This window comes from Thalassospira sp. MIT121401, assembly GCF_047125595.1.
GTDB lineage: Bacteria > Pseudomonadota > Alphaproteobacteria > Rhodospirillales > Thalassospiraceae > Thalassospira > Thalassospira povalilytica.
This window is the reverse complement of sequence record NZ_CP138926.1, coordinates 4174479-4199414: the sequence shown is the minus strand read 5'-3', so window position 1 is coordinate 4199414 and position 24936 is coordinate 4174479. Positions and strand designations below refer to the sequence as shown.

Here is a 24936-nt window from a genome sequence, read left to right as displayed (position 1 = left end):
CCACCATGGAATACAGAACCCTTGGCCGATCCGGATTGAAAGTCTCAGCCATTTCAATGGGCACATTCACCTTTGGCGGGCAGGGGCCGTTTGCCATGGTCGGCAAGCAGGGCGTGCCCGAAGCACGGCGTCTTGTCGATTGCTGCATTGATCACGGCGTGAATGTTTTTGATACCGCCAACATGTATTCGACCGGCCTGTCAGAACAGATTCTTGGTGAAGTTCTTGACGGGCGGCGTGATCAGGTTCTGGTGACGTCAAAGGCCCGCATGCGCATTGGCGACGGCCCAAATGACGAAGGTGTCAGCCGTTATCACCTGATCCGTGAATGCGAAAAGTCGCTGCGCAATCTTAGAACCGATCATATCGATATCTATTACATGCATGAATGGGATGGTGTCACACCGGTCGAAGAAAAGATGGCGGCTCTTGATACCCTCGTGACACAGGGCAAGGTGCGCTATGTCGGTTGTTCGAACTATTCGGGTTGGCACATCATGAAATCGTTGCAGGCATCCGAACGCGACCGTCGCGTCCGGTTCGTTACGCAGCAAATCCATTACACCCTTGAAGCCCGCGAAGCGGAATATGAATTGCTTCCGGTTTCGGTCGATCAGGGGTTAGGTGTTCTGGTCTGGAGCCCGTTGGCGGCCGGTTTGCTGAGCGGTAAACACACCCGCCAAAATCCTGTTGCAAAAGGGTCAAGGCAAGAGGCGGGCTGGACCGAACCACCCATCCGGGATCAAGGACGTTTGTGGGATATAGTTGACGTCCTGATCTCGGTGGGTGAAAAACACGGCGTTGAAGCCGCCCAGGTCGCACTTGCCTGGTTGCTGACGCGCCCGGCGGTATCTTCGCTGGTTGTCGGTGGCAGCTCCGAACAGCAATTCATCAACAATTTCCGCGCGATTGACCTTAAACTTGATGAAGATGACCTGACCCGTCTGGACAAGGTCAGCCAGCCACCTTTGATCTATCCCTATTGGCATCAGGGCCAGTTTGCCCGCGACAGATTCAGCGACGGCGACTGGGCCCTGCATAACCGGGCAGGCGACTAAGCCGCCCGAAATTTCCCAAGGCGCATATGATGAAACACCGTGACCGGTTGATGTCGGTCACGGTGTTTTTTTTGTCTGTGTCGGGCTGGTTGGTCCGTCAAATGGACCGGCCTATTTCAGGTATTTGTTGAACCAGTCGATGGTGCGTTGCCATGCCAATTCGGCGGCTTCCTTGTCATAGCGCGGTGTGGAATCATTGTGGAAACCATGATTGGCACCGGGATAGATATGGGCCTCATATACCTTGTTATTGGCTTTCAGTGCTTCTTCATAGGCTGGCCAGCCGGCATTGATCCGTTCATCAAGTTCGCCATATTGCAAAAGGATCGGTGCCTGAATGCGCGGAACATCGGCGGCATCGGCCTGACGGCCATAGAACGGGACAGCAGCACCAAGATCGGGATAGGCAACCGCAGCCGCATTGGCGACCCCGCCACCATAGCAAAAACCGGTAATGCCGGTTTTCCCGGTGGTGGCTTCGTGGGCGGTCAGGAATTCAATGGCCGCAAAGAAGTCATTCATCAGTTTGGTCGGATCGACGGTACGTTGCAATTCGCGACCCTTGTCATCATTGCCGGGATAACCGCCAACCGATGTCAGACCGTCCGGGGCAAGGGCGATAAAGCCCGCCTTGGCGACCCGGCGTGCGACATCTTCGATATAGGGGTTAAGCCCGCGGTTTTCGTGAACAACCACCACACCGGGAACCTTGCCCGTGACATTGGCCGGTTTGACCAGATAGGCGCGTACCTCGCCATGGCCATTGGGGGACGGATAGGTGATATATTCGGCAACAATGTCGGGATCGGTGAAATCAACCTGATGGGCCATTGCGTAATTCGGGCTCATGGCATTAAGGATGGCCAGTGCCGTCATGCCGCCAACCGCATAGCGGCCCGCACGATCAAGAAATTCGCGCCGGTCAATCATTCCATGCGCGTAAAAATCATATAGTTCAAGCAGTTCCGGCGAAAAATCCTTGGCAGTCAGACGTTCCATCATGCGCTCCTGTCCTGAGTGACACGGGGATTGGGGGGCTGGTGGTGACGGTAACAAAGACAAATCAGATCAACGCACGTCGCAGCGGGGGGCGCTGTTTTGCGTCCTGGCCCCTGCGTGCGAATGATTGTCATCTATCCTGATTTTTTCACAAGTCACAAACGCGCTATCACGGCCAAAAAGTAACCGTGGTCACATAAAGATCCCGGTCCGTCCGGACAAGCGACGGCAGATATCGTTTGCGATGATGCTATGATGGAAGAACCCGGATCGGATCACCATTGATCCAGGCCAGCACCGCCTCAACCGTCTGGCCATAAAACACATCCCAGGTATGGCGGGTGACATAGCCCAGATGCGGGGTCAGCAACAGCTTGTCGCATTTGCGCAGCGGATGGGCGGCCGGCAGCGGTTCCTGATCATAGACATCAATACCTGCACCGGCGATTTCGCCCTGGTTGACGGCATCAATCAGGGCTGCGTCATCAACAATCGGCCCGCGTGATGTATTGATCAGAAATGCGGTTTTCTTCATCTGCCGGAATTCTTCGGTGCCGATCAGGCCGCGTGTGCGGTCTGAAAGACGCTGATGGATGGTGACGAAATCGGCATCGCGCAACAGGGCTTCCTTGCTGGGTTTGTATTCAACACCGACTTCCTGACAGCGTTCCGGTGTCAGGTTGGTGCTCCATGCGGTGATGTGCATGTCAAAGGCCTGGGCGATTTTGGCGATTTGTGCCCCAAGACGGCCAAGGCCGATAATACCCAATGTCGATCCGGCAAGATCCTGACCCAGCCCGATCTGCCAGCCGCCACTGCGCATCGAGGCATTTTCACCCACAATATTGCGTGCAAGTCCCAGCATCAGGGCAAATGCCAGTTCCGGTGTCGCAGTCGACGGCGATTCCGTTCCGCAGACCGTAATCCCGCATTCATGGGCGGTTGCCACATCAATTGCCGCATTGCGTTTGCCCGACGTGACGATCAGTTTCAGATTGGGCAGACTGCGGATCAGGTCGCCGGAAATCGGTGTGCGTTCGCGCATGACACACAGGATGTCAAACGGCATCAACCGGTCACGCAACGCATTCTTGTCGGTGATTGTGTCATGAAAGACCGTAATCTCGCCATGCGCCTTGACAGCAGACCAGTCAGCCGATTGCAGGGCAAGTTTTTGGTAATCGTCAAGAATGGCAATACGCATGGTCGGGTGTCCTGTGTGGGATAAGGTCAAAGCATTTATATTCTGGCGAAAATCAGCGATGTATTGATGCCGCCAAAGGCGAAATTGTTGCTCATCAGATATTCGGCGGAAATGGTACGCGGTTCGGACCGGATATAATCAAGATCGGCACATTCCGGGTCGGGCGAAACAAGATTTGCGGTCGGCACAAAGGTTTCGTCCCGCATCATTTCAAGACCAAGCCATGCTTCGATCGCACCGCACGCCCCCAGCGTATGCCCGAAATGCCCCTTAAGTGTATGGATCGGAATGGCGCGGTCAAATACGGCACGGGTTGCCTTGCTTTCGGCAAGGTCACCATGATCGGTCGCGGTGCCGTGACCATTGACGATATCGATATCGGCCGGCGACAGTCGCGCATCTTCAAGTGATTTGCGCAGGGCAATTTCCATCTTGTCGGCTTGTGGCTGGGTGATATGTGCGCCGTCGGAGTTTGAGGCAAATCCGACAATTTCGCCAAAGATGGTCGCACCACGGGCAACCGCATGTTCGTATTCTTCAAGGATCAGGGTTCCGGCACCTTCGCCAATTACCAGACCATCGCGGTTCTGGTCATAGGGGCGCGGGGTAACATCGGGCTGATCATTATTGTCGCTGGTGGCAAACAGGGTGTCGAACACCGCAACCATGGTCGGACAGAGTTCTTCTGCCCCACCGGCAATCATGACATCCTGCATGCCGTATTTGATGGCTTCATAGGCGTAACCGATGCCCATGCTGCCTGATGTGCAGGCGGTCGATGTCGGGATGATGCGCCCGCAAATGCCATACAGAACCCCGATATTGACCGCTGATGTGTGGCTCATCATCTGGATATAGCTGGTGGCGGTGATGGCGTTGCTGTCACCGGTTTCCATCAACCGGGTGAAACCCAGCACCGGCGGGGTGCTGCCAAATGACGACCCATAGGCAATCCCAAGGCGTCCGCCCTGCAAAATCGACTTTTCATCGCGAAGACCGGCGATTTCAAGCGCCTTGTCCGTGGCCGCAACCGACATCTGGGCAACGCGGCCCATGCTGCGCAACTGTTTGCGGGTGAACTTGCCTTTAAGGTTAAAGCCTTCTACCGGGCCGGCAAGCCGGGTACGAAGATCATATTTCCCGTCCCATTCATCCATGCGCCGGATCCCGGTTTCGCCGGCATTCATACGTGCAGAAATGGTTTGCCAGTCATCACCAAGTGCGGTGATCCCGGCCATGCCGGTTACAACAACCCGTCTGGTCATAGCATTCCCCCGTTCACACTGATGACCTGGCGGGTGATATAGGATGCATCGTCACTGCACAGGAACGCCACAGCGGCGGCGATTTCGTCTGCCGTGCCGTAACGGCGCATCGGGATCATTGCCTTGACCTCGTCTTCCGGAAGGTCTTCGGTCATCCGGGTTTCGATGACGCCCGGTGCCACGGCATTGACCGTGATCTTGCGTTTGGCCAGTTCCAGCGCCAATGATTTCACCGCGCCGATAATCCCGGCCTTGGAGGCGGCATAATTGACCTGTCCGCGATTGCCCGCCAGTCCGGCAATTGACGTCAATGCGACAATGCGCCCGCCTTTGCGGCGCTGGATGATTGGCATGATCACGGGTTTGATCACATTGTAAAATCCGTCCAGATTGGTGTGCAGCACACTGTCCCAATCATCATCTTCAAGGGCCGGAAACGCGGCATCGCGCGTCAGGCCCGCATTCAGGATAACCCCGTATGGTGCGCCATGTTGCGCAATATCATCTTCGATGGCGGTGCGTGTCGCATCACGATTGGCGATATCAAAACTGATCAGACGCCCGCTGCGTCCCGCGGCCATGACATCATCAAGAACCGATTGCGCACCATCGCGGTCCGAATTGTAATGGACGATGATGTCAAATCCGTCACGGGCAAGGCGTCTTGCAGTGGCGGCACCAATGCCCTTGCTGGCACCGGTTACCAGAATGGTCTGTGTCATGGCTGTGTCGTTTCTTGGTTGGTGGTCGTCATGGTGTTTTCGGGCTGATCCGGGGCAGATGCCGGCTGGAAGACATTGATCTGGGCGTTGACCAGAACGGTTTCACCGTTTCTGACATCGCCTTCGAAGACGCCCATCTGGTCATCTTCGAAAATGTTTTTAACAAAGACATCAAGGCAACTGCCCGCCGCAAAGCCGTCGCAGGCCAGGGTCATTTTGCGTGTCCCCAACAAATAGCCGATGCGCGGCGGCGTGGTCGGGTCTGCCTGTTTGCCGCGCCAGCCACTATAGGCGGCGACGGCCTGGGCAATATATTCAATGCCGACATAGGCCGGAACCCCAATGCCGTCTTCGAAGAACATGCTGTTTTTATGAATGCGAACACGGGCATGCAGCCGGTCTGGGTCGGCAGAACATACTTCATCAATCAGCAGCATCGGGGCTGCGTGCAGGACAAGTTCGTCAACCGGTGGCATCAAGGACGGGGTGTTATGTGCAGTCATGATGACGGACCAATACGGTTAAATCCCCGCCCCAGAATGACGGATACATTGCTGCCGCCAAAGGCGAAGGAGTTGCTCATCATTGCAGATTGTTCAGCCGGTGCAAGTCGTTGGCCGACAGTTTTGACAAGATTGATTTCCGGGATGTCCGGGTCGGCTACGCCGTCCCAGATATGACGGGGCAGCGGTGTGCCGTTTTCCATTTCGGTCAGGGACAGCCAAAGAATGGCGGCCTCAATCGCGCCGGCGGCACCAAGTGTATGACCAGTCATGGGTTTGGTCGAACTGACGGCAATGTCATGATCAAAAACCTGATGAATGGCGCGTGCTTCCATGCTGTCATTAAGCGGGGTCGCTGTGCCATGCATATTGACATAGGACACCGCCGCCGGGGACAGGCCCGCCTGATCCAGGGCGGCCCGCATGGCCGCGGTCGCACCGATGCCATCGGGATGGGGGGCGTTGGGATGATGGGCATCGGATGTTTCCCCAACACCGAGCACCGAAATATCCCCCCGGTCCGGGCGCATGACAAACAGGGCCGCACCTTCGCCGATATTGATGCCGTCGCGATTGATGCTCAGTGGATTGCAAATCCCCGTTGCAACCGAGCTTAGCGAATGAAAACCCCGAACGGTCAGGCGGCACAGGCTGTCCACACCCCCGACCAGCACGGCATCGCAAAACCCGGCATTCATCAGGCGTCTTGCCGCGGCAAAGGCCTTGGCGCTTGAAGAACAGGCTGTTGAAATCACATAGGCCTGATTTTGCAGGCCAAGGGCATCGCGCAGGAAATCTGCCGGTGATCCGATTTCCTGATGTTCATAGCGGAAGGTGTCCGACCATTTTCCGGTCGCAAGTTTTTCACGATATCCCGACGTGCCTTCTTCGATCCCCGATGTGCTGGTGCCCAGAATGATCGCCACCCGATCCTTGCCGAATGTTGCGATGACATCGGAAATTTCATCGGTGATCTGGTTGGCCGCCGTCCATAACAGGCGATTGTTGCGCGTATCATAGTGGCCAAGATGGTCGGGCAGGGCATCGGGCGGACTTGTGACCGTGCCAAGGATGGTGCTGGCATCGACCAGATAATCGTCATGCAGGATCATGTCGGCGGGGCGATCGCCAAACAGGGTTTCTGATGATTGTGCCTTGCCCGATCCCAGTGACGAAACAACACCAAGGGCCGACAGAAAGGCGGGTTTTCCGGTCGCTGTCATGGTGCCATCCGCTGTGAATTGATGGTCAGTGTGTATCCATGGCGCGCGTTATGCAATGTTGCCGTTCCCTGCCAGGGGTCGGTCGCGGGACGGGTGACCGTGATCAGGGCATTTTGGCTATGATCGGAATGGATGATCCGGCCTGACGGGGTCTGTTGGATCGTCATGTCGTGACCAAGTGCATTTTTGACATCGTCAAGCGGCCAATAGGTGACAAACATGTCAGCCAGCAGACGGCGCGCACCGATCCGGTCGGGTAACCAGTCAGCGCGTGTGACATTCAGTGCGTTTTCCGTCCAGTCAATATCAAGGGCACGCCGTCCCAAACCGTCAAGTACCGTGACCATGACGTGGCTGGTGGTGATGGCAATGCGGGCGATAAAGGTTGTGCGTTCCCTGGTTTCTGCCGCTTCCGGGTCGGTCCATGTCGCGCTGACCTGTTGGGCGATATTGATCGGGTCGGCAGCCTTCCATGGATTGGCAGGCAGGGTCAGGAAAACATCGTTTTCACCATCGGGCACCACCAGATCACGGACAGACGCATTCACCGGATCGCCATCCGGGCGATCGGCAAATTGCGGGCTGCAGGCACCGAGCATTGCGGCAACCATGATGGTCAGGACGGATCGCATAGGTCGTGCAACATCTTAAGGTAATGATCGGTTTTGCTTACAAGTGGATTGTCGAGATTCCAGGCATATCCGGCAAGGATCGAAACAACCATGCGCTTGACCTTGGTGTCTTCGGTCGGCTGATTGAAAATGATGGTCTGAAGCCGACCGTCATACCACGCGTCGACATAGGAACGAAAGGTCGCAACACCACGTTCAAGCGGAATGGCATAATCGTTTTGCCAATCGACATTCTTGGCATTGTGACGATTGATCAGAACGTTGGCCGCCATTTCGGCCGACTGCATGGCAATGGTGACACCCGATGAAAATACCGGATCAAGGAACCCCGCCGAATTGCCAAGCAACGCATATCCGTCGCCGAACAGCTGATCGGACTGGGCGCTGTATCCGGCAATCGCATTAAGCGGACGGATCGGTCTGGCATCGGCAAGGATGGTTCCAAGACGCGTATCGGCAATCAGTTGATCAAAGATCGCCTGTTCATCCATTGATGACCATCGGGGATCCTGGTCGGGGAAAATCACGCCGACCGATGATGTGCCGTCCGAAAACGGAATCAGCCAGTACCAGACTTCCTGATGGGTCGGGTGAACCGTGATCAGGATTTTGTTCCGGTCGTGATCGGTGGGCGACATGTTGTCTTGAACATGGGTAAACAGTGCGCGCCGTTCGATGGATTGGCCGGACCGCGCAATGCCGAGCATTCGGGGCAGAACGCGGCCATATCCGCTGGCATCAAGGACAAATGACGCGCGCAGTTTGCCGGTTTCGCCACGGTCATTCTGAAATGTCAATTGGCAGTCGCCATCGGTCAGGCTGGCTTCGGTAACCTTGTGCGCGAACCGGATATCAATGCCCGCGGCAATGGCGGTATCGGTCAGGATTTTGTCAAATCGCGCGCGCTGGACCTGGAATGTGGTGCCCCAGCCTGATGGTTCGAAATTCTTGCGAAAATCTATGGACTGATACAGCGGGCCACGTTCGAAAACCGCACCGTTCTTGAACTGAAACCCGGCCTTTTGAACCGCATCAAGAAGACCCGCGCGTTCAAGGATGTTCATGCAGTTGGGCAACAGGCTTTCGCCAATGACAAAGCGCGGAAATGTCTGTGCCTCAAGCACGGTGACATGCATTCCCGCATCATGAAGCAATTTTGCCGCCACGGCCCCGGCCGGTCCGGCGCCGATGATCGCAATGTCGCAATCGTGCATTATTGGTGTCCCCTGGATTGCGGGTGGGTGGTGTAGTGATCGTTGCCTTTATGCCCGGCGCACATCCAGTATGACAGCACCCACGCCGATATCAGCCCGATCGAAATGATGGTTCCAATGGCATTGACCACCGGAACCGAACTTGTCGCCAGAAGCCCGAATGCCAAAACGCTGCTGATCAGTGACAGGAACACGGCAAACCGGGTTGCATCCTGTGTGCCGTGCTGGCGGCTTTCGGATGTAAAGATCGCGTAATCCGCGCCAATGGAAAACACCAGAAACAGCGCCATAATGGCAAAGAAATTGATCGTCACACCAAGCACAAAGGCCCCGCTTATAGCACAAAGGATGGCGAACAGCGGTGCGGTCACGACATGCAGCCCGTCAGGAAACCCGTATCGCAACACCGCAACCAGTCCCGCAACAAGCAGGGACACACCAAGCGCGATGCTGGCCCAGACACGGTATCGGGCAAACTGACCGGTAATGGTTTCGCGCGGATTGATCAGGCGGGCCTGTCCGATATGCGATATCGCATCGCGCACGGCATCGACGTCCTTTACCGCATTAAGGCGGATGATATCGGTTTTACCGCGTTGCAGGCCGGATAATCCGGGAATGGCTGCAAGAATTTCCGGGGCGGGTTCAAGCGGGGTTTTGGTGTCTTGTGTGCTCGCCACGTCCACCGGAATGACGCCCTGCAATTGCGGGCCGAATGGTTCAATCAATTGCGATGTGATCAGGGCGCGGTTGGCATTCTGGCGGCTGATGGACGGTATGACATCGGACAGGCCAAACAAACTGCCGATCCGTCCATCAGCAATCAGCGGACGCAATGCATCGCGGACGGCTTCGCCGGTTTCAAGGCGGTCCTGAATGTCATCGCCATCCACCCGGATGAATTGCGGGTTCCCGCCCATGCCAAGGGTCTCGCCAATCATCCGTGCATCGTCAATCAGGGCGTCATCCCCATGGCCAAGGGCGGCGATATCATCATTGGCGGGCAGATAAAATGCCGCCCCAATTAACGCGATAGCCGCCAGAACCAGCATGACATGACGCAGTCCGTTCGATGGCCGAACAGCCAAAAGAACAGTATCGATTTTCTGATAGATCACCCTGATGGCGGCGCGGTCGCGGATATTGCGGGCCGGCAGGCATGGCAAAATGGTCACCACGGTGACATAGGCGGCAATCAGACCGGCAATTGAATAAACCGATATTTGCGCAAGCAGGATCGTCGGTGTGAAGGCCAATGCGGAAAATCCGCAAACCGTGGTCAAAAGACCGAGCCGAAGCCCCGGCCTAACATGCGAAAGCCGCGTGTCATCCGTTCCGCTTGATCCGGGCAAAACCAGATAATGCAGTGCATAATCGATGGAAATCCCAATCAGGCTGGCACCAAAAACCAGCGCAATGGCATGGATGCTGTCAAAGATCAGTACAAGGGCGGTGATACCGGCAAGAAGCCCGCTTCCGACCGTCAACAAGGCTGCCAGGATCGGAAGTGGCGACATGAACACCCAAACCACCATCGCAATCACCCCGAATGTTGCAATCACGGCAATGCGCTGGACGTCTGATTTTGCGTGGCTGGCTTCGGACACGGCGAAGAAAATCTGTCCGCTTTTGGCAATCAAAAGGTTGTCATCCGATGCCGTCGCAGCGGCAATCAGGTCATTGGCATGTTTGACCCAGTCGGCTTCAAATCCGCTTGTCCGGACATGCGGGGCAAGGGTGATGATGATTGGCGTTCCATACCGGTCATCTTGGTGCACAAGGCCGCTTTGCCCGATCTTGTCACCGAGTTCAGCCAAAAAGCCGGGCAGCAATGAAAACGGATCACTGGCAAGCGATTGTGCAGAGACCATGGATGACGGCGCATAGAGCGATTGGACCGCACGCTTGTAAATGCGTTGCCCGTCACCATTGGTCAGCAGGTCACGGTCTTTTTGCGATAACAGCCCCCCGGCATGATCAAGATAAAACCCATAAAGGGATCTTGCATCGCCGGTTTCAAACCCGGGCAGACTGACCGATGTGGTGCCGTCCATGTCGCGGAAGTTCTGGGCAAGGGTGCGGCTTGCTTTTTCAAGCTGGTCGCGGTCGGGATGGGTCATCATGATGATGACCTGATTGGCATCACGCAGCAGAATATCCCGTACAATATTGATGTCGCTTGACCGATCCTGTTGGTCGGCATCCCGGTCATGGTGTTCGCGCCCGATAAGTGACAGGATATCACCGTCAATTTTGGCGTTTTGCGCGTTGATCTGCCAGAAGGTCAGAACCCCCATAACGATCAGGCACAAACCCCATATGACGGCGCGCACATTCATTATTGTGCCTGCCCGGCCAAAAGGGCTGCGATGTCGTCAGGAAGGGGCTGGGACGCAACCGTCTGGTTTGACAGAGTGATTTCGTCATGATCGCCGGTGGGTTTGTCAATCCGGACATGATCGACAAAATCACGGCCTGATGCGGTAATATGCGCGATCTGATCGGCAATCGGGCGCCCGGCAATCGGGGTCAGTTCGATCTGCCAGGTGCTGGCACTGTCGCCGCCAGTTGCATCATCGGTTTCAGCGTTATTTTCGACGCCCTTTTCAACATCCATTTCAGCAGACCGTTCAGTAACTGTGAAATGTTGGGAAAGTGCATCCCAGTTACCGGAAAGAACGGCTGAAATCAGGGTGATGAACTGATTGAATTGCGCACCATTGGCGATGGTTTCACGGCTTCTGTCATCCCCGATACGGGTGATGCCGCGATCGGTCATGACAGTCACGTCGGGAAACGGTTCACGGTTTTGCCAGACCAGCCCGTCGCCTGGCGACAGGGTAAAGGCCCCCTTTGAAACCAGTGGCTGTTCAAACCCGGCAAGATACCGATCAAGGCGAAATGCACCGGCAAGATACTGATCATCACCGATCTGTTGCAGTTTGGTGGCGGGCAGCGCAGCATCCGCGCGGGCCGATGCCACTTGGCCTGTCATCGCGAAAAACACGATCAGGGCAATGTGCAAAATGATCTGCTTTGATGCGGGCAGGAACTGCATCATTTTCGGGCTTCCAGCTTGTCGATCAGACATTGCGGGCTGGCAAACAGCATTTCGCCCGTGGCCTTTTCAACGGCAACCTGAATGGTAAAGCCCTTGGTCAGTTTTTCACCGCTATCAGCATCGCTGATCAGATAGTCGATCTTGAGACGGTTTTCATATTCCTTAAGCGTGGCGGTGATTTTGATTTTCTGCCCGAACCGGCAGGGACGGACATATTTCACCCGCATGTCGACGATCGGCCACAGATAGCCGCTTTCATCCATTTGCGGATAATTATAGTCAATCCGGTCAAGAAGCGCGCAGCGGGCATTTTCGAAAAACTGCACGTAATTGCCGTGCCATACCACATTCATCGGATCAAGATGATAGAACTGGATGGTTTCGGTGACGGATGCGCTGATCATGCGATATCCCCGTCATAAAGCGTCCAGTCGCGGTTCTGGATGCGCGAAATCACCAGACGCAAGGTGGCTTCAAGCGGCTTGTCCTCGTCGATGAAATCGATGTCCTGTTTTAGGTGGTCAATGAACGCCACCAGATCCGGACCAAGCTGCTTTTGCGTGATTTCGCCCGACTTTTCGCGCAGGCGGATGGCCTGAAGGGCGGCGATCAGGTTGGCGGCGACCACCTGTTCGGTCAATTGCAGCACGCGCAGGCAATCGCGCGCGGCAATCGTGCCCATGCTGACCTTGTCCTGGTTATGGCATTCGGTGGAACGCGAAAAGACGCTGGCGGGCATGGTTTGTTTCAATGCTTCGGCCGTCCAGGCAGATGCACCGATCTGAACAGCCTTAAGACCGTGATTGATTGACGCGCGTTCCGCATTCGATCCCGACAGGTTGGACGGCAAACCATGATTGAACTTGGTATCGACCAGAAGCGCCATCTGGCGATCCATCAGATCGGCAAGATTGGCAACCAGCGTTTTCATGCCATCGGCCACAAAGGCAACATGCCCGCCATAGAAATGCCCACCATGCAGGATGGTGTTCTCACCTACATCAAGAAGCGGATTGTCATTGGCGCTATTGAGTTCGATTTCCAGCGTTTTGCGGAATGTCGGCATCATATCGGCCAGCACACCAATCACATGGGGCGCACAGCGCAATGAATACCGGTCCTGCAAGCGGGCCGGTTCGAAATCATCGCCAAGATGGCAAAGGTCCCCTTCGATCCATGCCGCAATTTGCGCCTGTCCCGGGTGGGGTTTGGCGGCAAAAAGCCGTTTGTCAAAATGCGCCGGATTGCCAAGCAAGCCGATGCTGGCCATTGCGGTAATGCGGCTGGTCAGTTTGCAAAGATATTGCGCCCGGACAAAGGCCTGACACATCAAAGCGGTCATCACTGCCGTACCGTTCATGATCGCCAGGGCTTCTTTCGGGCGCAGGACAAGCGGGGGAAGCCCCGCCTGTTCAAGGGCGTCGCGCGCAGTGGTTCTGGTACCGCGATAAAGCACGTCACGTTCCCCGATCAGGGCGGCGGCGACATAGGAAAGCGGGGTCAGATCGCCCGATGCACCAACCGATCCTTCTTCGGGGATCAGCGGCGTGATATCATGGGCCAGAAGCCCGGTCAGTTGATCAAGCAGATCGACACTTACCGCGGAATAGCCGCTGCAAAGTGATGCCAGCCGGACGGCAAGAACGGCGCGTGCCTGATCCGCGGGCAGGATATTGCCCAGTCCGCAACCGTGAAAACGGCTAAGATGCAGGGGAAGTTCGGCCACCAGTTCGGGGGGCACACGGCGTGAAACGGAATCGCCATATCCGGTTGTCACCCCATAGATATGACCATGTTCGCGCAGTTCCTGATCAAGGAAATCGGCCCCCTTCTGGATGCGGGCGCGAAATTCGCTGCTTCCGGACAGGACGGGGCGGGCGCGTTGCTCGGACAGGGCAATCACATCTTCGATCGTCAGATCGTTTTCGCCAAAAATGATATTGATGTGATTATTGGTCATTATCAGCCTTTTTCTTCGCCCAGAAGTCATAGAAATTGAACCATTGCAGCGGTTCGTTAACAACAATCTTTTCAAGCCATTGCGCATAGGCACTGGCATATTTCGTGATCGCGGCCTGCCGGTTGGCGCGTGGCAGGATCATCTGATCGGCCAGTTTGTGCCAGGCAATCCGGAATGTCTTGCCCGATCGCCATGCCGCTGCCGCATAAACCGGACATTGCAGCAAATAGGCCAGAATAAACGGGCCCTGCGGGAATTGGGCATCTTCGCCCAGAAATGGCGTCAGCACGGTCTTGTCGCGCGCGCCAATCGCAATGCGATCAGCCGCAATCACCACCCATTCGCCGCGATCAACCCGTTCGCGCAACATGATGGCGGTGTCCGGGCCGATGTCGGCTACTTCAATCAGGTCGACCTGACTTTCAGGGGCAAATTTCCGAAGAACCCGGCCAAACCGGGCCGCATTTTTTTGATGAAGCAAAACATTGACACGAAAGTCGCGGTCGCGGCTGGCAATCGCGCGGACCAGTTCCATATTGCCGAAATGCGACACCAGCAGCACGACCGCCTGATCGCGCGGAAGATAGTCAAACAGGCTTTCGGCATCATCAGGAAGGTCAAGATTGCCTTCGCCCAGCTTGCCGCACCATGCCGCAATCTTGTCGAGTGCACTTTCCCCGAACCGCAAGAAATGCCGAAAAACATTCATTCTGGTCGGGGTGATGTTGGCTCCGGCCTTTTGGGCGCGGATCAGAAAATCATGCGATGCCCGGCGCGCATTTTTTCCGGTCAGATAGAAATAGAAGATGATGGGCATCATCACAGCCAGACAGAACCGGCGACCGAAATAACGGTACACGGCCCCCAGAAAACGCATGCCCAAATACATGCCGCGTTCGTCGATTTCCGACCAGTGTTGGGACGAGACGGGCGGGTTGTCATGTGCAATATCGCGCTGTCGCGGGGCAAAGGTCGCCCCGCGCCGGAAATAACCGGGCAGTCGCCAGATCATGCCAAAGACCAGGCGCGTATGCATCGCACTGATCAGGACATTGTCTTTCCACATCCGGAAATTCGATATGTTGCCGTCGGGATAGGTCACCTTTGTCGGGATGTGGATCACCGGAACACCCCGCCAGTAAAGCCGCACCATCAGTTCGGTGTCGAAATCCATCTTTTTGCCAAGGCCTTCGCTGCGCCAGACTGCAAGACTTTGCGAAAGTGGATAAACGCGAAAGCCACACATGCTGTCGCGGATGGCAAAGGACAATGTTTCGATCCAGACCCAGAAATGGGTGACCCAGCGCCCGATTTTGCGGCCGGTCGGGATGCTGTCATCATAAACCGGAAGCCCGGTGACAAGTGCATCCGGTGCATTTCGCGCAGCGCGCAGCATTTCGGGAATACGATCAAGATCATGCTGACCATCGGCATCGATCTGAATGGCGTGGGTGAAGCCGGCCTGATGGGCCAGTTCCATGCCGGTCATGACAGCAACACCCTTGCCGCCATTGTGCGGAAGACGATGGCAAAATACGCCATGATCGGGATCATGAAGGTTTGCGACCACCTGACGGGTTTGCGTGTTCGATCCGTCATCAATGATGAAAACACACAGATCAAAGGATCGCGCCTTGGCGACCACATCGGCCAGAACGGTATGGTGATTATAGGTCGGGATCAGCGCACAGATTTTCACGCGATCTTTTCCCCTTCGTCCTTTGCCCCGTCATCTTGTGGCACCCGCAATTTCAGCGTTCCCGAACTGTGCAGATCGTCCTGATCCGAACGGTAGCTGAATTTAAGGCGATGGGCAGACGCATCGAAATCAATTTCAAGCCGGATCACGTCGGATGGCGTGATGGGTTTGCGGAATTTCAGCTGGCTGACTTCGGCAACATTGCGCGACGATCCAAAAACCGATGCCCCGAACAGGGCGGCCCAATGCAGCTGAATGACGCCGGGTAAGATCGGCTGCCCGGGAAAATGACCCTTGAAACAGGTCATGTCGCCGTCAAGTTTAAGCGTCAGTGATACGGCATCGCGTTCGTGGTCGCGTACATGTTCGGTGACCTCGGGTAAGGCATTGCCATTGTCATCAAACAGGGCACGCAAAAGATGAAGCGGCTTTTTGCCCTGGCTGTCTGTGGGCAGGCGATCGACAAACCGCCAGCGTTGCGGCAAGGCGGCGTCTTCTTCGAATTTTGAAAGTTCGCGGCGCAACAGCCGCCCCATGCGGAAACGACCACGCTTTTCCAGTTCGGCCTTTCCGTCCGGTGTCAGGACCGCAACGACGGCAAGCCGCGGATCATCTTCGCGTGCCAGCAAGGCAACCGCATCCTCGATCAGTTCATTACGGCGCAGATGTTCTTCGACCGCGCCAAGCGACACCCGTTTGCCACCGATCTTGACGACACGATCCGCACGCCCCTTAAGGACAAAGCTGTTCTTTTCCCGGTCAAGCATCGCGCGGTCTTCGGTCTGATACCAGTCGGTTCCGGCAATATGGGGGGCGCGGACCCGCAAACATCCGGCATCGTTCAGCCCGGTTTCAAGCTGCGGCAATGGGTGCCAGGGGGCGTCTTCTTGATGCTGTTGGCGCCAGGCAATGCCGCCGGTTTCCGTGCTGCCATAAATCTCGGTCGGGCAGACGCCAAGCATGGCTGTGGCCGACTGTGCTGCTGCGAAATCAAGCGGTCCACCGGAACTCAGGACCAATGCCGGGCGCGGGGCGGTGGCCAGATCAGGATGCAGGTTTTTAAGCTGTGCCGGGCTTGCGACCAGCATATCCCCGGTCTGCATTTCGCCAAGAACCATGTCCCAGAACTGGGCCTGCTGGGCGCAGGTGACCTGTTTGGTCATGACAGGCCAGATCACCCGAAAGATCAGACCGTAAATATGTTGATGGGACACAAGACCGATGATGCGGGCATCATCGCCCATAAGCGGCCGCCAAAGGGGCGACTGGATTGTGATTTCGTCTTCGATCTGGGCCAGGGTTTTGATCACCGGTTTCGGTGTGCCGCTGGATCCGGATGTAAAGAAGATCGCCTGGCATGATGTTGCAGGCGGAATGCCGGGTGTTGCCGGGACGGGCTTGGTGTTCGCGGCGATCAGCAATTGCTGTATTCTGGCATCATCAAGGTGGGTATCGAACTGTTGGCCGATTTCATCAAGATACCCGCTTTTGTCGGTTGCCGGCAGGATCGCGGTTGAACCGGCCCGCCAGACGGCGGCCAGCGCGATCATGAACAGGCGTGTCGACTGGCAATAAATTGAAATGCGTTTGCCCGCATCAAGCTGTGTGGTCAGGCGGTCAATATCCGCATTGATCGCACCAACCGAAAGCGTGGTGTCATTTTCAAAACACAGTCCGGTATGGGCATTTTGCGGATTGCCGAGATTTGTGAAAAAAACGCTCATGCGTTCTCCTGACCGGTGCTGTCTTGTGTTTTGCGATCATGACGGGCACGCAGAATACGGCGCACCGGCCATTCGCCGACGAACAGGACCGCAATCAGCACATAGGATATCAGCCCGTTATAAAGGGTCCATGTCTTGATACTGGCATAAAGGGCCGTCCAGGCCGCAATACTGCCATTCGCAATAAAAAAGCCGACCCAGACCGCTGTCAGTATGCGGGTATAGCCGATGGCATAATCGTCAAGTTCGGGGGTGCGCAACCGCGCAAAGCGTTCAATCATCGGACGCCCGACCAAAAGAGACACCCCGAACAACGCGGCAAGCGTTGCAGAAACAATGACCGGATAAAACCGGATCGCCACCAGTTCGCTGGCGATCCCCGCACAGGCAAGGATCACCGCAACCAACAGAAAAGTGATTGCCTGCACGCGTTTGCCACTGCCAAGAAACAGTGCCGCACGCAGCAACACAGCCACAATCAGCACAATCAGAATCAGGCGCGGTGAAAAGACCGATAATCCGAAATAGACCAGTACCGGATAGGCAATACCCAGTATCGCAAGCAGTATGGCACCAATGCGATTAGGAACTGACCAGGTCATGAATTTTCTCGACCACGTCATCGACGGTTCGGACCGATTTGAATTCAGTTGCCGGGATTTTCTTGCCGGTCAGTTCCTGGAATTTCACAATCAGATCAACCGCATCGATGCTGTCGAGATCAAGGTCATCCATCAAATGGGCATCCGGGGAAATGTCTTCGGCCGGAACTTCGAACAACTCGACCAGATAGGCGTGCAACTGGTTATAGATTTCGTCGCGACTATGCATGTTTACGCCCCTTTCTCTGACTGGATGAAGGTCGCCAGATTGCGTACAGAGGCAAAATGCGTTTTGACGTTTTCGTCTTTGGCATCAATGCGCACATCGTATTTTTTCTGAAGCGCGACGCCAAGTTCCAAGGCATCGATGGAATCAAGGCCCAGCCCATCAACAAACAGGGCTTCGGTGCTGTCGATATCGTCGACCTGCACATCTTCAAGATTAAGGGTCTCGATGATGAAGGCTTTAAGTTCTGTTTCCAGCGAAGTCATGTTTCAATCTGCTCAAGATATATTCTTTGATGAACCGTGTCAGCGCGCGCGATTGTTTCGCCCGCGGCAACCCGGGATCATGTATGTCGTTAAATAAGATGGGGGGATCAACTTCCAACCGGAATTGGATTTTGGACGGCGGAATACGATACCACGGGACCCCTTTTTTCAACGTATCGTGATTACAGTGTACAACCACAGGAATCAAGTCGGCTTGTGTCTCTATCGCGATGTTTGCAGCCCCGCGCTGAAGCTTGCCGAGCTTGCATTTCGGCGGGGTCCGGGTGCCTTCGGGAAAGATCATGATATTCGCCCCGGCGGCCAGATGATGACGGGCCTGAACAATCAGGTATTCCGGATTGTCGTCATTGCGGATGAAACCTGCTGCGCGCACCACCCCGAACAGGAACGGGTTGCGAAACAGCTCGTGCTTGACCACGCACTGGCATCTGTCCATCCGCGACAGGATCATCACCACATCAAGCAGGGTCGGGTGATTGGCAATGATCAGTGCGCCGCGCGCAGTGCGCAAACGGTCAACATTGTGTGCTTCTACACCGGCGACCCCGGTGATATCGAGCATCCAGGTAAACAGCCGAAATCCGCGGCAAATGACAAATTGCGCGTATTTGCGGCGTCTGGCGCGGTTTTGCAGAACCACCATCATGGCCGGAAAAATCGTAAGTGCCATCAACAGCCCGCCAAGCCCGAAACTGCAAAAGGCAAATCCGGTGGCAAATAACCGCCAGTACCAGTTAAGGCCACGGGCCTGACGGGACGGGGTTTTGCGGGTTTTGCGGGTATTGCGGGGGTTGTCCAGGCGTGTGTCGCGCGCCGGTCTGGCGCCTGCCACCGTTTGATCGGGCGCTTGCGTGCGGGGATGATCCGGGGCGTCGGGGCGCTGGGCCAGGGCGGGTTTAGTCATGGCGTATGATGGTCCAGGCGCTTGATTTTCCGGCAATGCGAATATCGTTCTGACGTGACGATAAAAGATCAACCAGTGCCTTGCCATGGTCAATGGCGCTTGCGGGCGAAAGCATGCTGCGTTCGTCTGTGGTCAGGCTTTTGAAACGGTACAGCTCGCCATCATGATCGCTATTACGATCGCCATTTTGCGGATCAAAACGGATGGCAAGTGCCACGCCCTGATCAGACTGTGCGGTTTGATCATTATAGATTTCCGGCAGGGGAAGATCGACAAAACACAGAATGACCGGCCGTGCATCTGATGCAAGTTGCGCAAGTGTTTCGGTCAGTGCGGCAATCAGGCTGTCATCCCCGGCGGAAATGGCCGTATGGCTTTCGGTGATCGACCAGTTGATGGATGCCACCCCGATAAAGGCATTATGGACCGACATGCTGAAATCGGCGGGGGAAACGGCATCATCGGTGGCAACCTGATGAAGGAGTTTGACCGTGCGGTCAATATTGCCGTGGCGCGAACAGAAAACGATGCGCGGATTTTCGGTGGTCTGAAGTGTGTGGGACAGCACCTCGGCGGCGGCGCGACCAAACAGGTCCAGTCGCCGCCGCCAGGCTGGTTTGATGCTGCGCGCCAGTTGGGCGGGATCCGATGGTTCGGTTGTGATCCGGGGATCCCCGTCACGCTTTGTGGTCAGGGTGGCCTGACCATCGGTATTTTCCCAAAAAGCCCAGCAGGGCAGGCAGGCGCAAAGCAGCGTCATCTGAAGTCCTAGTTGGCAAGTGCGGCGCGGGCAGAGACCGCACGCAGGATATCCTGTCTCAGGTTGTTGACCCAACGGTTATAGTTCCGGTGAATCTGGGTGCCATTATAGTTCAGATTGGTGCTGTCGACATAAATGATCGAATAGTTCTTTTTATCAAAGGAGATGGCAACTTCTGCGCTATGCGAACGCGGTGCGTAGGTTGCCTTGAGATGTCCTTCGCCTTCGCGCTGAACAATCCAGTCGCGTGCAGATGCGGCTTCGATGATGGTTGCTTCAATTTCTTCCATGCTGAGCTTTTCGACATCGCTCGGGAAGGGCTGGTTCGAAAAGTTCTGAACAGTTGCTGTACAGGCACTGAGTGCCACAAAAACGATGGCAACTGCTGCAAGTTTCAAGCTACGCATTTTGATCTGCCTTGATTCTTTGGTGAAAACGAATTCAATTGATCGCAGTCATGATTGGCCGGAAAGCATGATTTTTCATTGCTTCTGACCGTGCTCGTGTGACCAGAGTTCAGCAATAATGGATTGTGCTGGTGGCGACAAGTACCACTTTGGGGATCGGCAATTTGACGGGAATGAAGCATTGTTCAGCTTTGGATAAAGGGGTTGTTTACGCGATCCGCACCCTTGGGGCCGAGCTGCCGACTGCCCGCTCATCACGCCGGGAAATGTCCGCGCTCGCACATGAATTGCTGCGGCTTCTTGCCAGAAAAGTCATTTCCGAATGTACTGATTTTCTCCGTTCCGGGATACAGGATGCGGGGCCGCATGATGACATTGTTTATGAACATGACGACGGACAGGGACCTGTGTTCAAGGATGCCGATGGGCGGCCCTGGGTTCGGGGGATTGATCGGGATGGGGCAAATCTATCGGCCTCGATCAGCCATTCCCGGCACGTGATTGCGGTCGCGCTGGCGACACGACCGGGTATTTCGGTCGGTATCGACATTGAATATAAGGACGCCCGCCGGCCGGTTGCCGACATGGCAGAGCAATTGTTGCTGCCGCGATCAACCAGCCCTGATGATTTCTATCAGGCTTGGTGCCGCTATGAAGCGGTTTTCAAGGCCACGGGAATTATCGACCCGCAGGCACAGAAAAGGGTGTCGCCAATCGAAGAACATGTACCGAAACTGCCAGCGGATTTTGCCGGTCACCTTGTTGTGACGGCGTCCTGAAGGATCGCGATATCGCGCGGCTAACCATCCGGAAACACATCAGTTGGCGCGCTGTCTTACATGGTTACGTGTTCAGTACAGGCCGGTTGTCCTGCATGGCGAAATGGCGTGCTTTGGGTATGTCCAAGCCATGATTGCGGATGTATCTGTGCAACTGCTTGGCGATGCCAACGGTTTGGTGTTGTCATGCCGGGGTGCCGTTATGGAAAGATCTGGTTTGGCCCTGTTCCGATGCGGTCAAAGCTGGTCCCAAGAGCCGTAAGTTTCGTGCATGGAGTCGCCATTTCGTGATTTTTTTGCGGCTGCGTTTCAAGGTACAGGTCGCTGGTTTCATGGGATTTTTATGACATTTTCGATTTTTGATCGTCATCGAATTGGCAGAAAATAAGATTTTTATGAAAAAAATCGCCATGACGGGTTGCGCTTCGACGATTTTGAGACATTTTCCGCTTTAGAAAATGTGGTCTTTACATTAAAGCTCACATTTTAGTGACTGCTGGTCACTATTGTCGCGTGCATGTATTCTGTGCTATGCAGGTGATAGGGGTAATGGGGATTCGTTTGGTGCATTTTATGCGCCATTGGAAGAAATGGGTTTGTGCATGTCTGACCGGATAATCAAGGCACAGGGTACCGGCCAAGATAAGGATGATGATGCCCCGGCGGAATCATCGGAAATGACAAACCATCCGGATATGGAATTGGATCAGGATATGGACGCCAATTATTGTTTTGCGGATATCTATCTACGCAACGCCCCCCGCTATCTTGAAGGCTTTCTTGGTTCTGTGCAGGAACCGGTTCATGGTGAACTGCGCGATGCAAACAAGGGTCTTCTGGCCTTTGAGGACGGGGTTTGTGAAATCTCTGCCAGCTCATCTTTCCTGACTGTCGCGATGTCGGCTTCCGACGGTAAGGGCCTTGATCAGATCCGCGGTTATTTCGAAGAAAAATTGCGGAGCCTGTCCGATCAGCAAGTGATCGAATTTGACTGGCGTAAACATTGACCATTGGTCATTAATATTTGATCTGACCGGTCTTTGACTGTCAGATCCGCCCGCAAAAGCGGACCCCATCCAGGCACAAGGACAGAATCCTGTCTTTGTGCCTGATGTCGTTGTGGGGACGGGTTTGTCGCCCTGGGTTCGGGTTTGGGTTTGGTGGGTTAGCTCATGACGAACCGGTCGCGCGCTGCGCGGACAACCCGCGTGATATATTCCGCGACCGACGCGACGCTGCGCGTATCTTTGGTGTCAGGGTGCTGAAGCATCCAGTAATTGCGGGTAAAGCGGATTTCAGGCAGCAAACGCACAAGATCAGGCACACCATCGGTGGCATAATCATGCAGGATGCCGATGCCATGTCCGTTGCGTACGGCTTCCATCTGGGCGACCACGCTGCCGCATTCAAAGCGGCGCTTCATCAATTTGCCAAGCCGGGCAGCATAATCAAGTGCACGGCTGTAAATCAGGTCTTCGATATGGGTGACAAACAGCCGATCTGAAAGGTCGGCCTCTGTCCGTACATCCCCGTAACGCTCAATGTAATCCCGGCTGGCATAGACGCTGAGCGTATAGTCGGTCAGCTTCTTGATCACCAGCCGTCCCTGTTTGGGGCGATCAAGGGTGATGGCGATGTCGGCTTCGCGTTGTGACAGGGAAAATGTGCGAGGCAGCGGCACAATCTGGATCACCAGATCAGGATGATTCGCCGCAAAGTGAGCCAACTCACTTGCCAGAAAATAGTTCCCCAATCCATCGGGCACACCAACCCGGACCGTGCCGCTGATGACTTCGGACTGGTTCGAAACAGCGGTTCCGGCCCGCAGAAAAGCAGATTCAGCGGCCTCCGCCGCGGCCATCAATTCGCGCCCTGCGGTGGTCAATTCCGATCCGGTGGTGCGCCGGTCAATCAGTTTGGTGCCAAGTTCCTGCTCAAGGGCGGTCAGTTGCCGTCCGACCGTTGCATGGTTCAGGCCAAGCTGGCGTGCGGCGGCCAGGATTTGGCCCTGCCTGGCGACGGCAAGGAAAATGCGGAAGCGATCCCAATCCATTACGGTGACTGACCTCTGATGACTTTAATTTTTGCACATCGAATTTGCAGGAATGATAATTGATGTGCATTGCAGTGCATAGTCATAATGGGTCCAGTTTGCCGGTGATGAAATCAGGCAATCCGAAATCAGGTTTAGTCGGGAGGAACCCCATGTCGACCCAGATCACCCATTACATCAATGGCAAGCGCGTCGCCGGTAAATCCGGTCGTTCTGCTGCTGTCTTTAATCCGGCAACCGGCGCACAAAGCGGCACGGTTGATCTTGCATCCAAATCCGAAGTACGTGCCGCTGTTGAATCGGCGGCAGCTGTTCGCGATGAATGGGCCAACACCACACCACTTCGCCGTTCGCGTATCCTCAACAAGTTTCTTGGCATTCTTGAAGACCGTTCCGAAGAACTGGCCGCGGCAATCACCGCCGAACATGGCAAGGTTCTGTCCGATGCGCTGGGCGAGGTCACCCGCGGGATCGAGGTTGTCGAATTTGCAACCGGCGCGCCGCAGTTGCTCAAGGGTGAATTCACCGAAAATGTCGGCACCAAGGTCGACAGCCATTCGGTGCGTCAGCCCTTGGGGATCGTTGCCGGTATCACGCCGTTCAACTTCCCGGCCATGGTGCCGATGTGGATGTTCCCGGTCGCACTTGCATGCGGTAACTGCTTTATCCTCAAACCGTCCGAGCGTGATCCGTCCGCATCCCTTCTGCTGGCGGAATGGCTGACCGAGGCCGGTCTTCCTGATGGCGTATTCAACGTTGTTCAAGGCGACAAGGAAGCGGTTGATGCGCTTCTGTTTGATCCGGACGTCACCGCGATCAGCTTTGTCGGGTCGACCCCGATTGCCAAGTACATCTATGAAACCGCAACCGCGCAGGGCAAACGTTGTCAGGCCCTTGGTGGTGCGAAGAACCACATGATCATTATGCCGGACGCCGACATGGATCAGGCGGTCGATGCCCTGATGGGGGCTGCTTACGGGTCGGCTGGCGAACGTTGCATGGCAATTTCGGTGGCCGTGCCGGTTGGCAAGGCAACGGCAGATACTCTGATTGAAAAGCTGGTTCCGCGCATCAATGAATTGCGCGTTGCACCGGGGACCGATCCGGCGGCTGAAATGGGGCCGCTGGTAACGGCAGCCCATCGTGACAAGGTGGTCGGCTATATCAACAAGGGTGTCGAAGAAGGTGCCAAACTTGTTGTTGATGGCCGCGATATAAAGCTCCAGGGCTATGAAGAAGGCTACTTTGTCGGGGGCACCCTGTTTGATGACGTCACCCCGGATATGAGCATCTACAAGGAAGAAATCTTTGGCCCGGTTCTGTCGGTTGTTCGCGCCGACGATTACGAAACCGCTGCCAACCTTGTCGATAGCCACGAATATGGCAACGGTACTGCGATCTTTACCCGTGATGGCGATACGGCGCGTGAATTTGCCGCACGTACCCAGACCGGTATGGTCGGCATTAACGTTCCGATCCCGGTTCCGATGGCGTTCCATTCGTTTGGTGGCTGGAAAGCATCGCTGTTTGGCGATCATCACATGCATGGTCCCGAAGGTGTGCGTTTCTACACCAAACTGAAAACCATCACCTCACGCTGGCCGACCGGTATTCGCAAAGGTGCGGAATTCGTCATGCCGACGATGAAATAACT

The 24936-nt window shown here is 55.4% G+C and carries 25 protein-coding genes; 4 read left to right on the top strand and 21 right to left on the bottom strand.

Annotated elements, in window-relative coordinates; genetic code table 11:
- The first annotated feature begins 5 nt into the window (after positions 1 to 5).
- Positions 6 to 1058: an aldo/keto reductase gene (locus tag SIB88_RS19275; protein WP_068518409.1), complete on the top strand. Its 1053-nt coding sequence runs from the start codon at positions 6 to 8 to the stop codon at positions 1056 to 1058.
- Positions 1059 to 1169: 111 nt separating this feature from the next.
- On the opposite strand, the gene yghX is transcribed toward SIB88_RS19275, so the two are convergent.
- From yghX to SIB88_RS19175, 20 genes are all read right to left on the bottom strand, one after another.
- Positions 1170 to 2060: a YghX family hydrolase gene (gene yghX / locus SIB88_RS19270; RefSeq protein ID WP_412558833.1), complete on the bottom strand. Its 891-nt coding sequence runs from the start codon at positions 2058 to 2060 to the stop codon at positions 1170 to 1172.
- A gap of 247 nt (positions 2061 to 2307) precedes the next feature.
- Entirely contained in the window at positions 2308 to 3261 is a 954-nt protein-coding gene (locus SIB88_RS19265) for a D-2-hydroxyacid dehydrogenase family protein (RefSeq protein WP_412558832.1), read from the bottom strand.
- Positions 3262 to 3296: 35 nt separating this feature from the next.
- Positions 3297 to 4526: a beta-ketoacyl-ACP synthase gene (locus SIB88_RS19260; protein WP_068517008.1), complete on the bottom strand. Its 1230-nt coding sequence runs from the start codon at positions 4524 to 4526 to the stop codon at positions 3297 to 3299.
- Complete coding sequence (fabG, locus tag SIB88_RS19255) at positions 4523 to 5248, bottom strand: 3-oxoacyl-ACP reductase FabG (RefSeq protein WP_412558831.1); 726 nt, start codon at positions 5246 to 5248, stop codon at positions 4523 to 4525. Before fabG ends, SIB88_RS19260 begins: the two co-directional genes overlap by 4 nt.
- Positions 5245 to 5751, bottom strand: coding sequence for a hypothetical protein (locus SIB88_RS19250; protein WP_412558830.1), 507 nt, complete (start codon positions 5749 to 5751; stop codon positions 5245 to 5247). The genes fabG and SIB88_RS19250 overlap by 4 nt, the downstream gene beginning before the upstream one ends.
- Entirely contained in the window at positions 5748 to 6974 is a 1227-nt protein-coding gene (locus SIB88_RS19245; protein ID WP_412558829.1) for a beta-ketoacyl-ACP synthase, read from the bottom strand. Before SIB88_RS19245 ends, SIB88_RS19250 begins: the two co-directional genes overlap by 4 nt.
- On the bottom strand, positions 6971 to 7606 hold the full coding sequence (locus SIB88_RS19240) for a DUF3261 domain-containing protein (RefSeq protein WP_412558828.1): 636 nt from the start codon (positions 7604 to 7606) through the stop codon (positions 6971 to 6973). Before SIB88_RS19240 ends, SIB88_RS19245 begins: the two co-directional genes overlap by 4 nt.
- Positions 7591 to 8820 (bottom strand): NAD(P)/FAD-dependent oxidoreductase, encoded by a 1230-nt coding sequence (locus tag SIB88_RS19235; protein WP_101247145.1) that lies wholly within the window; start codon positions 8818 to 8820, stop codon positions 7591 to 7593. Before SIB88_RS19235 ends, SIB88_RS19240 begins: the two co-directional genes overlap by 16 nt.
- Positions 8820 to 11159: an MMPL family transporter gene (locus SIB88_RS19230; protein WP_412558827.1), complete on the bottom strand. Its 2340-nt coding sequence runs from the start codon at positions 11157 to 11159 to the stop codon at positions 8820 to 8822. The genes SIB88_RS19235 and SIB88_RS19230 overlap by 1 nt, the downstream gene beginning before the upstream one ends.
- Positions 11159 to 11881 carry a LolA family protein gene (locus SIB88_RS19225; RefSeq protein WP_412558826.1) on the bottom strand — a complete coding sequence of 241 codons (723 nt, stop codon included), beginning with the start codon at positions 11879 to 11881 and terminating at the stop codon, positions 11159 to 11161. Before SIB88_RS19225 ends, SIB88_RS19230 begins: the two co-directional genes overlap by 1 nt.
- On the bottom strand, positions 11878 to 12285 hold the full coding sequence (locus SIB88_RS19220) for an acyl-CoA thioesterase (RefSeq protein ID WP_068517000.1): 408 nt from the start codon (positions 12283 to 12285) through the stop codon (positions 11878 to 11880). The genes SIB88_RS19225 and SIB88_RS19220 overlap by 4 nt, the downstream gene beginning before the upstream one ends.
- Positions 12282 to 13841 carry an HAL/PAL/TAL family ammonia-lyase gene (locus tag SIB88_RS19215; RefSeq protein WP_412558825.1) on the bottom strand — a complete coding sequence of 520 codons (1560 nt, stop codon included), beginning with the start codon at positions 13839 to 13841 and terminating at the stop codon, positions 12282 to 12284. Before SIB88_RS19215 ends, SIB88_RS19220 begins: the two co-directional genes overlap by 4 nt.
- Complete coding sequence (locus SIB88_RS19210; RefSeq protein ID WP_412558824.1) at positions 13831 to 15540, bottom strand: glycosyltransferase family 2 protein; 1710 nt, start codon at positions 15538 to 15540, stop codon at positions 13831 to 13833. Before SIB88_RS19210 ends, SIB88_RS19215 begins: the two co-directional genes overlap by 11 nt.
- Positions 15537 to 17264 (bottom strand): AMP-binding protein, encoded by a 1728-nt coding sequence (locus tag SIB88_RS19205; RefSeq protein ID WP_412558823.1) that lies wholly within the window; start codon positions 17262 to 17264, stop codon positions 15537 to 15539. Before SIB88_RS19205 ends, SIB88_RS19210 begins: the two co-directional genes overlap by 4 nt.
- Positions 17261 to 17866 carry a hypothetical protein gene (locus SIB88_RS19200; protein ID WP_412558822.1) on the bottom strand — a complete coding sequence of 202 codons (606 nt, stop codon included), beginning with the start codon at positions 17864 to 17866 and terminating at the stop codon, positions 17261 to 17263. Before SIB88_RS19200 ends, SIB88_RS19205 begins: the two co-directional genes overlap by 4 nt.
- Positions 17847 to 18095: an acyl carrier protein gene (locus SIB88_RS19195; RefSeq protein ID WP_068516995.1), complete on the bottom strand. Its 249-nt coding sequence runs from the start codon at positions 18093 to 18095 to the stop codon at positions 17847 to 17849. Before SIB88_RS19195 ends, SIB88_RS19200 begins: the two co-directional genes overlap by 20 nt.
- 2 nt (positions 18096 to 18097) lie before the next feature.
- Positions 18098 to 18358, bottom strand: a complete 261-nt coding sequence (locus tag SIB88_RS19190) for a phosphopantetheine-binding protein (protein ID WP_068516994.1) — start codon at positions 18356 to 18358, stop codon at positions 18098 to 18100.
- Positions 18333 to 19283: a lysophospholipid acyltransferase family protein gene (locus SIB88_RS19185; RefSeq protein ID WP_412558821.1), complete on the bottom strand. Its 951-nt coding sequence runs from the start codon at positions 19281 to 19283 to the stop codon at positions 18333 to 18335. The genes SIB88_RS19190 and SIB88_RS19185 overlap by 26 nt, the downstream gene beginning before the upstream one ends.
- The gene (locus SIB88_RS19180) at positions 19276 to 20043 is read right to left on the bottom strand and encodes a beta-ketoacyl synthase chain length factor (RefSeq protein ID WP_412558820.1); all 768 of its coding nucleotides are present in this window, start codon (positions 20041 to 20043) and stop codon (positions 19276 to 19278) included. The genes SIB88_RS19185 and SIB88_RS19180 overlap by 8 nt, the downstream gene beginning before the upstream one ends.
- Before the next feature lie 8 nt (positions 20044 to 20051).
- Positions 20052 to 20450, bottom strand: a complete 399-nt coding sequence (locus SIB88_RS19175) for a hypothetical protein (RefSeq protein WP_412558819.1) — start codon at positions 20448 to 20450, stop codon at positions 20052 to 20054.
- A 191-nt stretch (positions 20451 to 20641) separates the two neighbouring features.
- Between SIB88_RS19175 and SIB88_RS19170 the strand changes: the two genes are divergently transcribed.
- Positions 20642 to 21229 carry a 4'-phosphopantetheinyl transferase family protein gene (locus SIB88_RS19170; protein WP_412558818.1) on the top strand — a complete coding sequence of 196 codons (588 nt, stop codon included), beginning with the start codon at positions 20642 to 20644 and terminating at the stop codon, positions 21227 to 21229.
- A 602-nt stretch (positions 21230 to 21831) separates the two neighbouring features.
- On the top strand, positions 21832 to 22236 hold the full coding sequence (locus SIB88_RS19165; RefSeq protein WP_068516989.1) for a DUF2218 domain-containing protein: 405 nt from the start codon (positions 21832 to 21834) through the stop codon (positions 22234 to 22236).
- A gap of 158 nt (positions 22237 to 22394) precedes the next feature.
- Here the strand turns inward: SIB88_RS19165 and SIB88_RS19160 are convergent, their stop codons facing one another.
- On the bottom strand, positions 22395 to 23282 hold the full coding sequence (locus tag SIB88_RS19160; RefSeq protein WP_206928156.1) for a LysR family transcriptional regulator: 888 nt from the start codon (positions 23280 to 23282) through the stop codon (positions 22395 to 22397).
- Between the two features lie 152 nt (positions 23283 to 23434).
- Between SIB88_RS19160 and SIB88_RS19155 the strand changes: the two genes are divergently transcribed.
- Complete coding sequence (locus tag SIB88_RS19155) at positions 23435 to 24934, top strand: CoA-acylating methylmalonate-semialdehyde dehydrogenase (protein ID WP_114113052.1); 1500 nt, start codon at positions 23435 to 23437, stop codon at positions 24932 to 24934.
- The last annotated feature ends 2 nt before the right edge of the window (positions 24935 to 24936 follow it).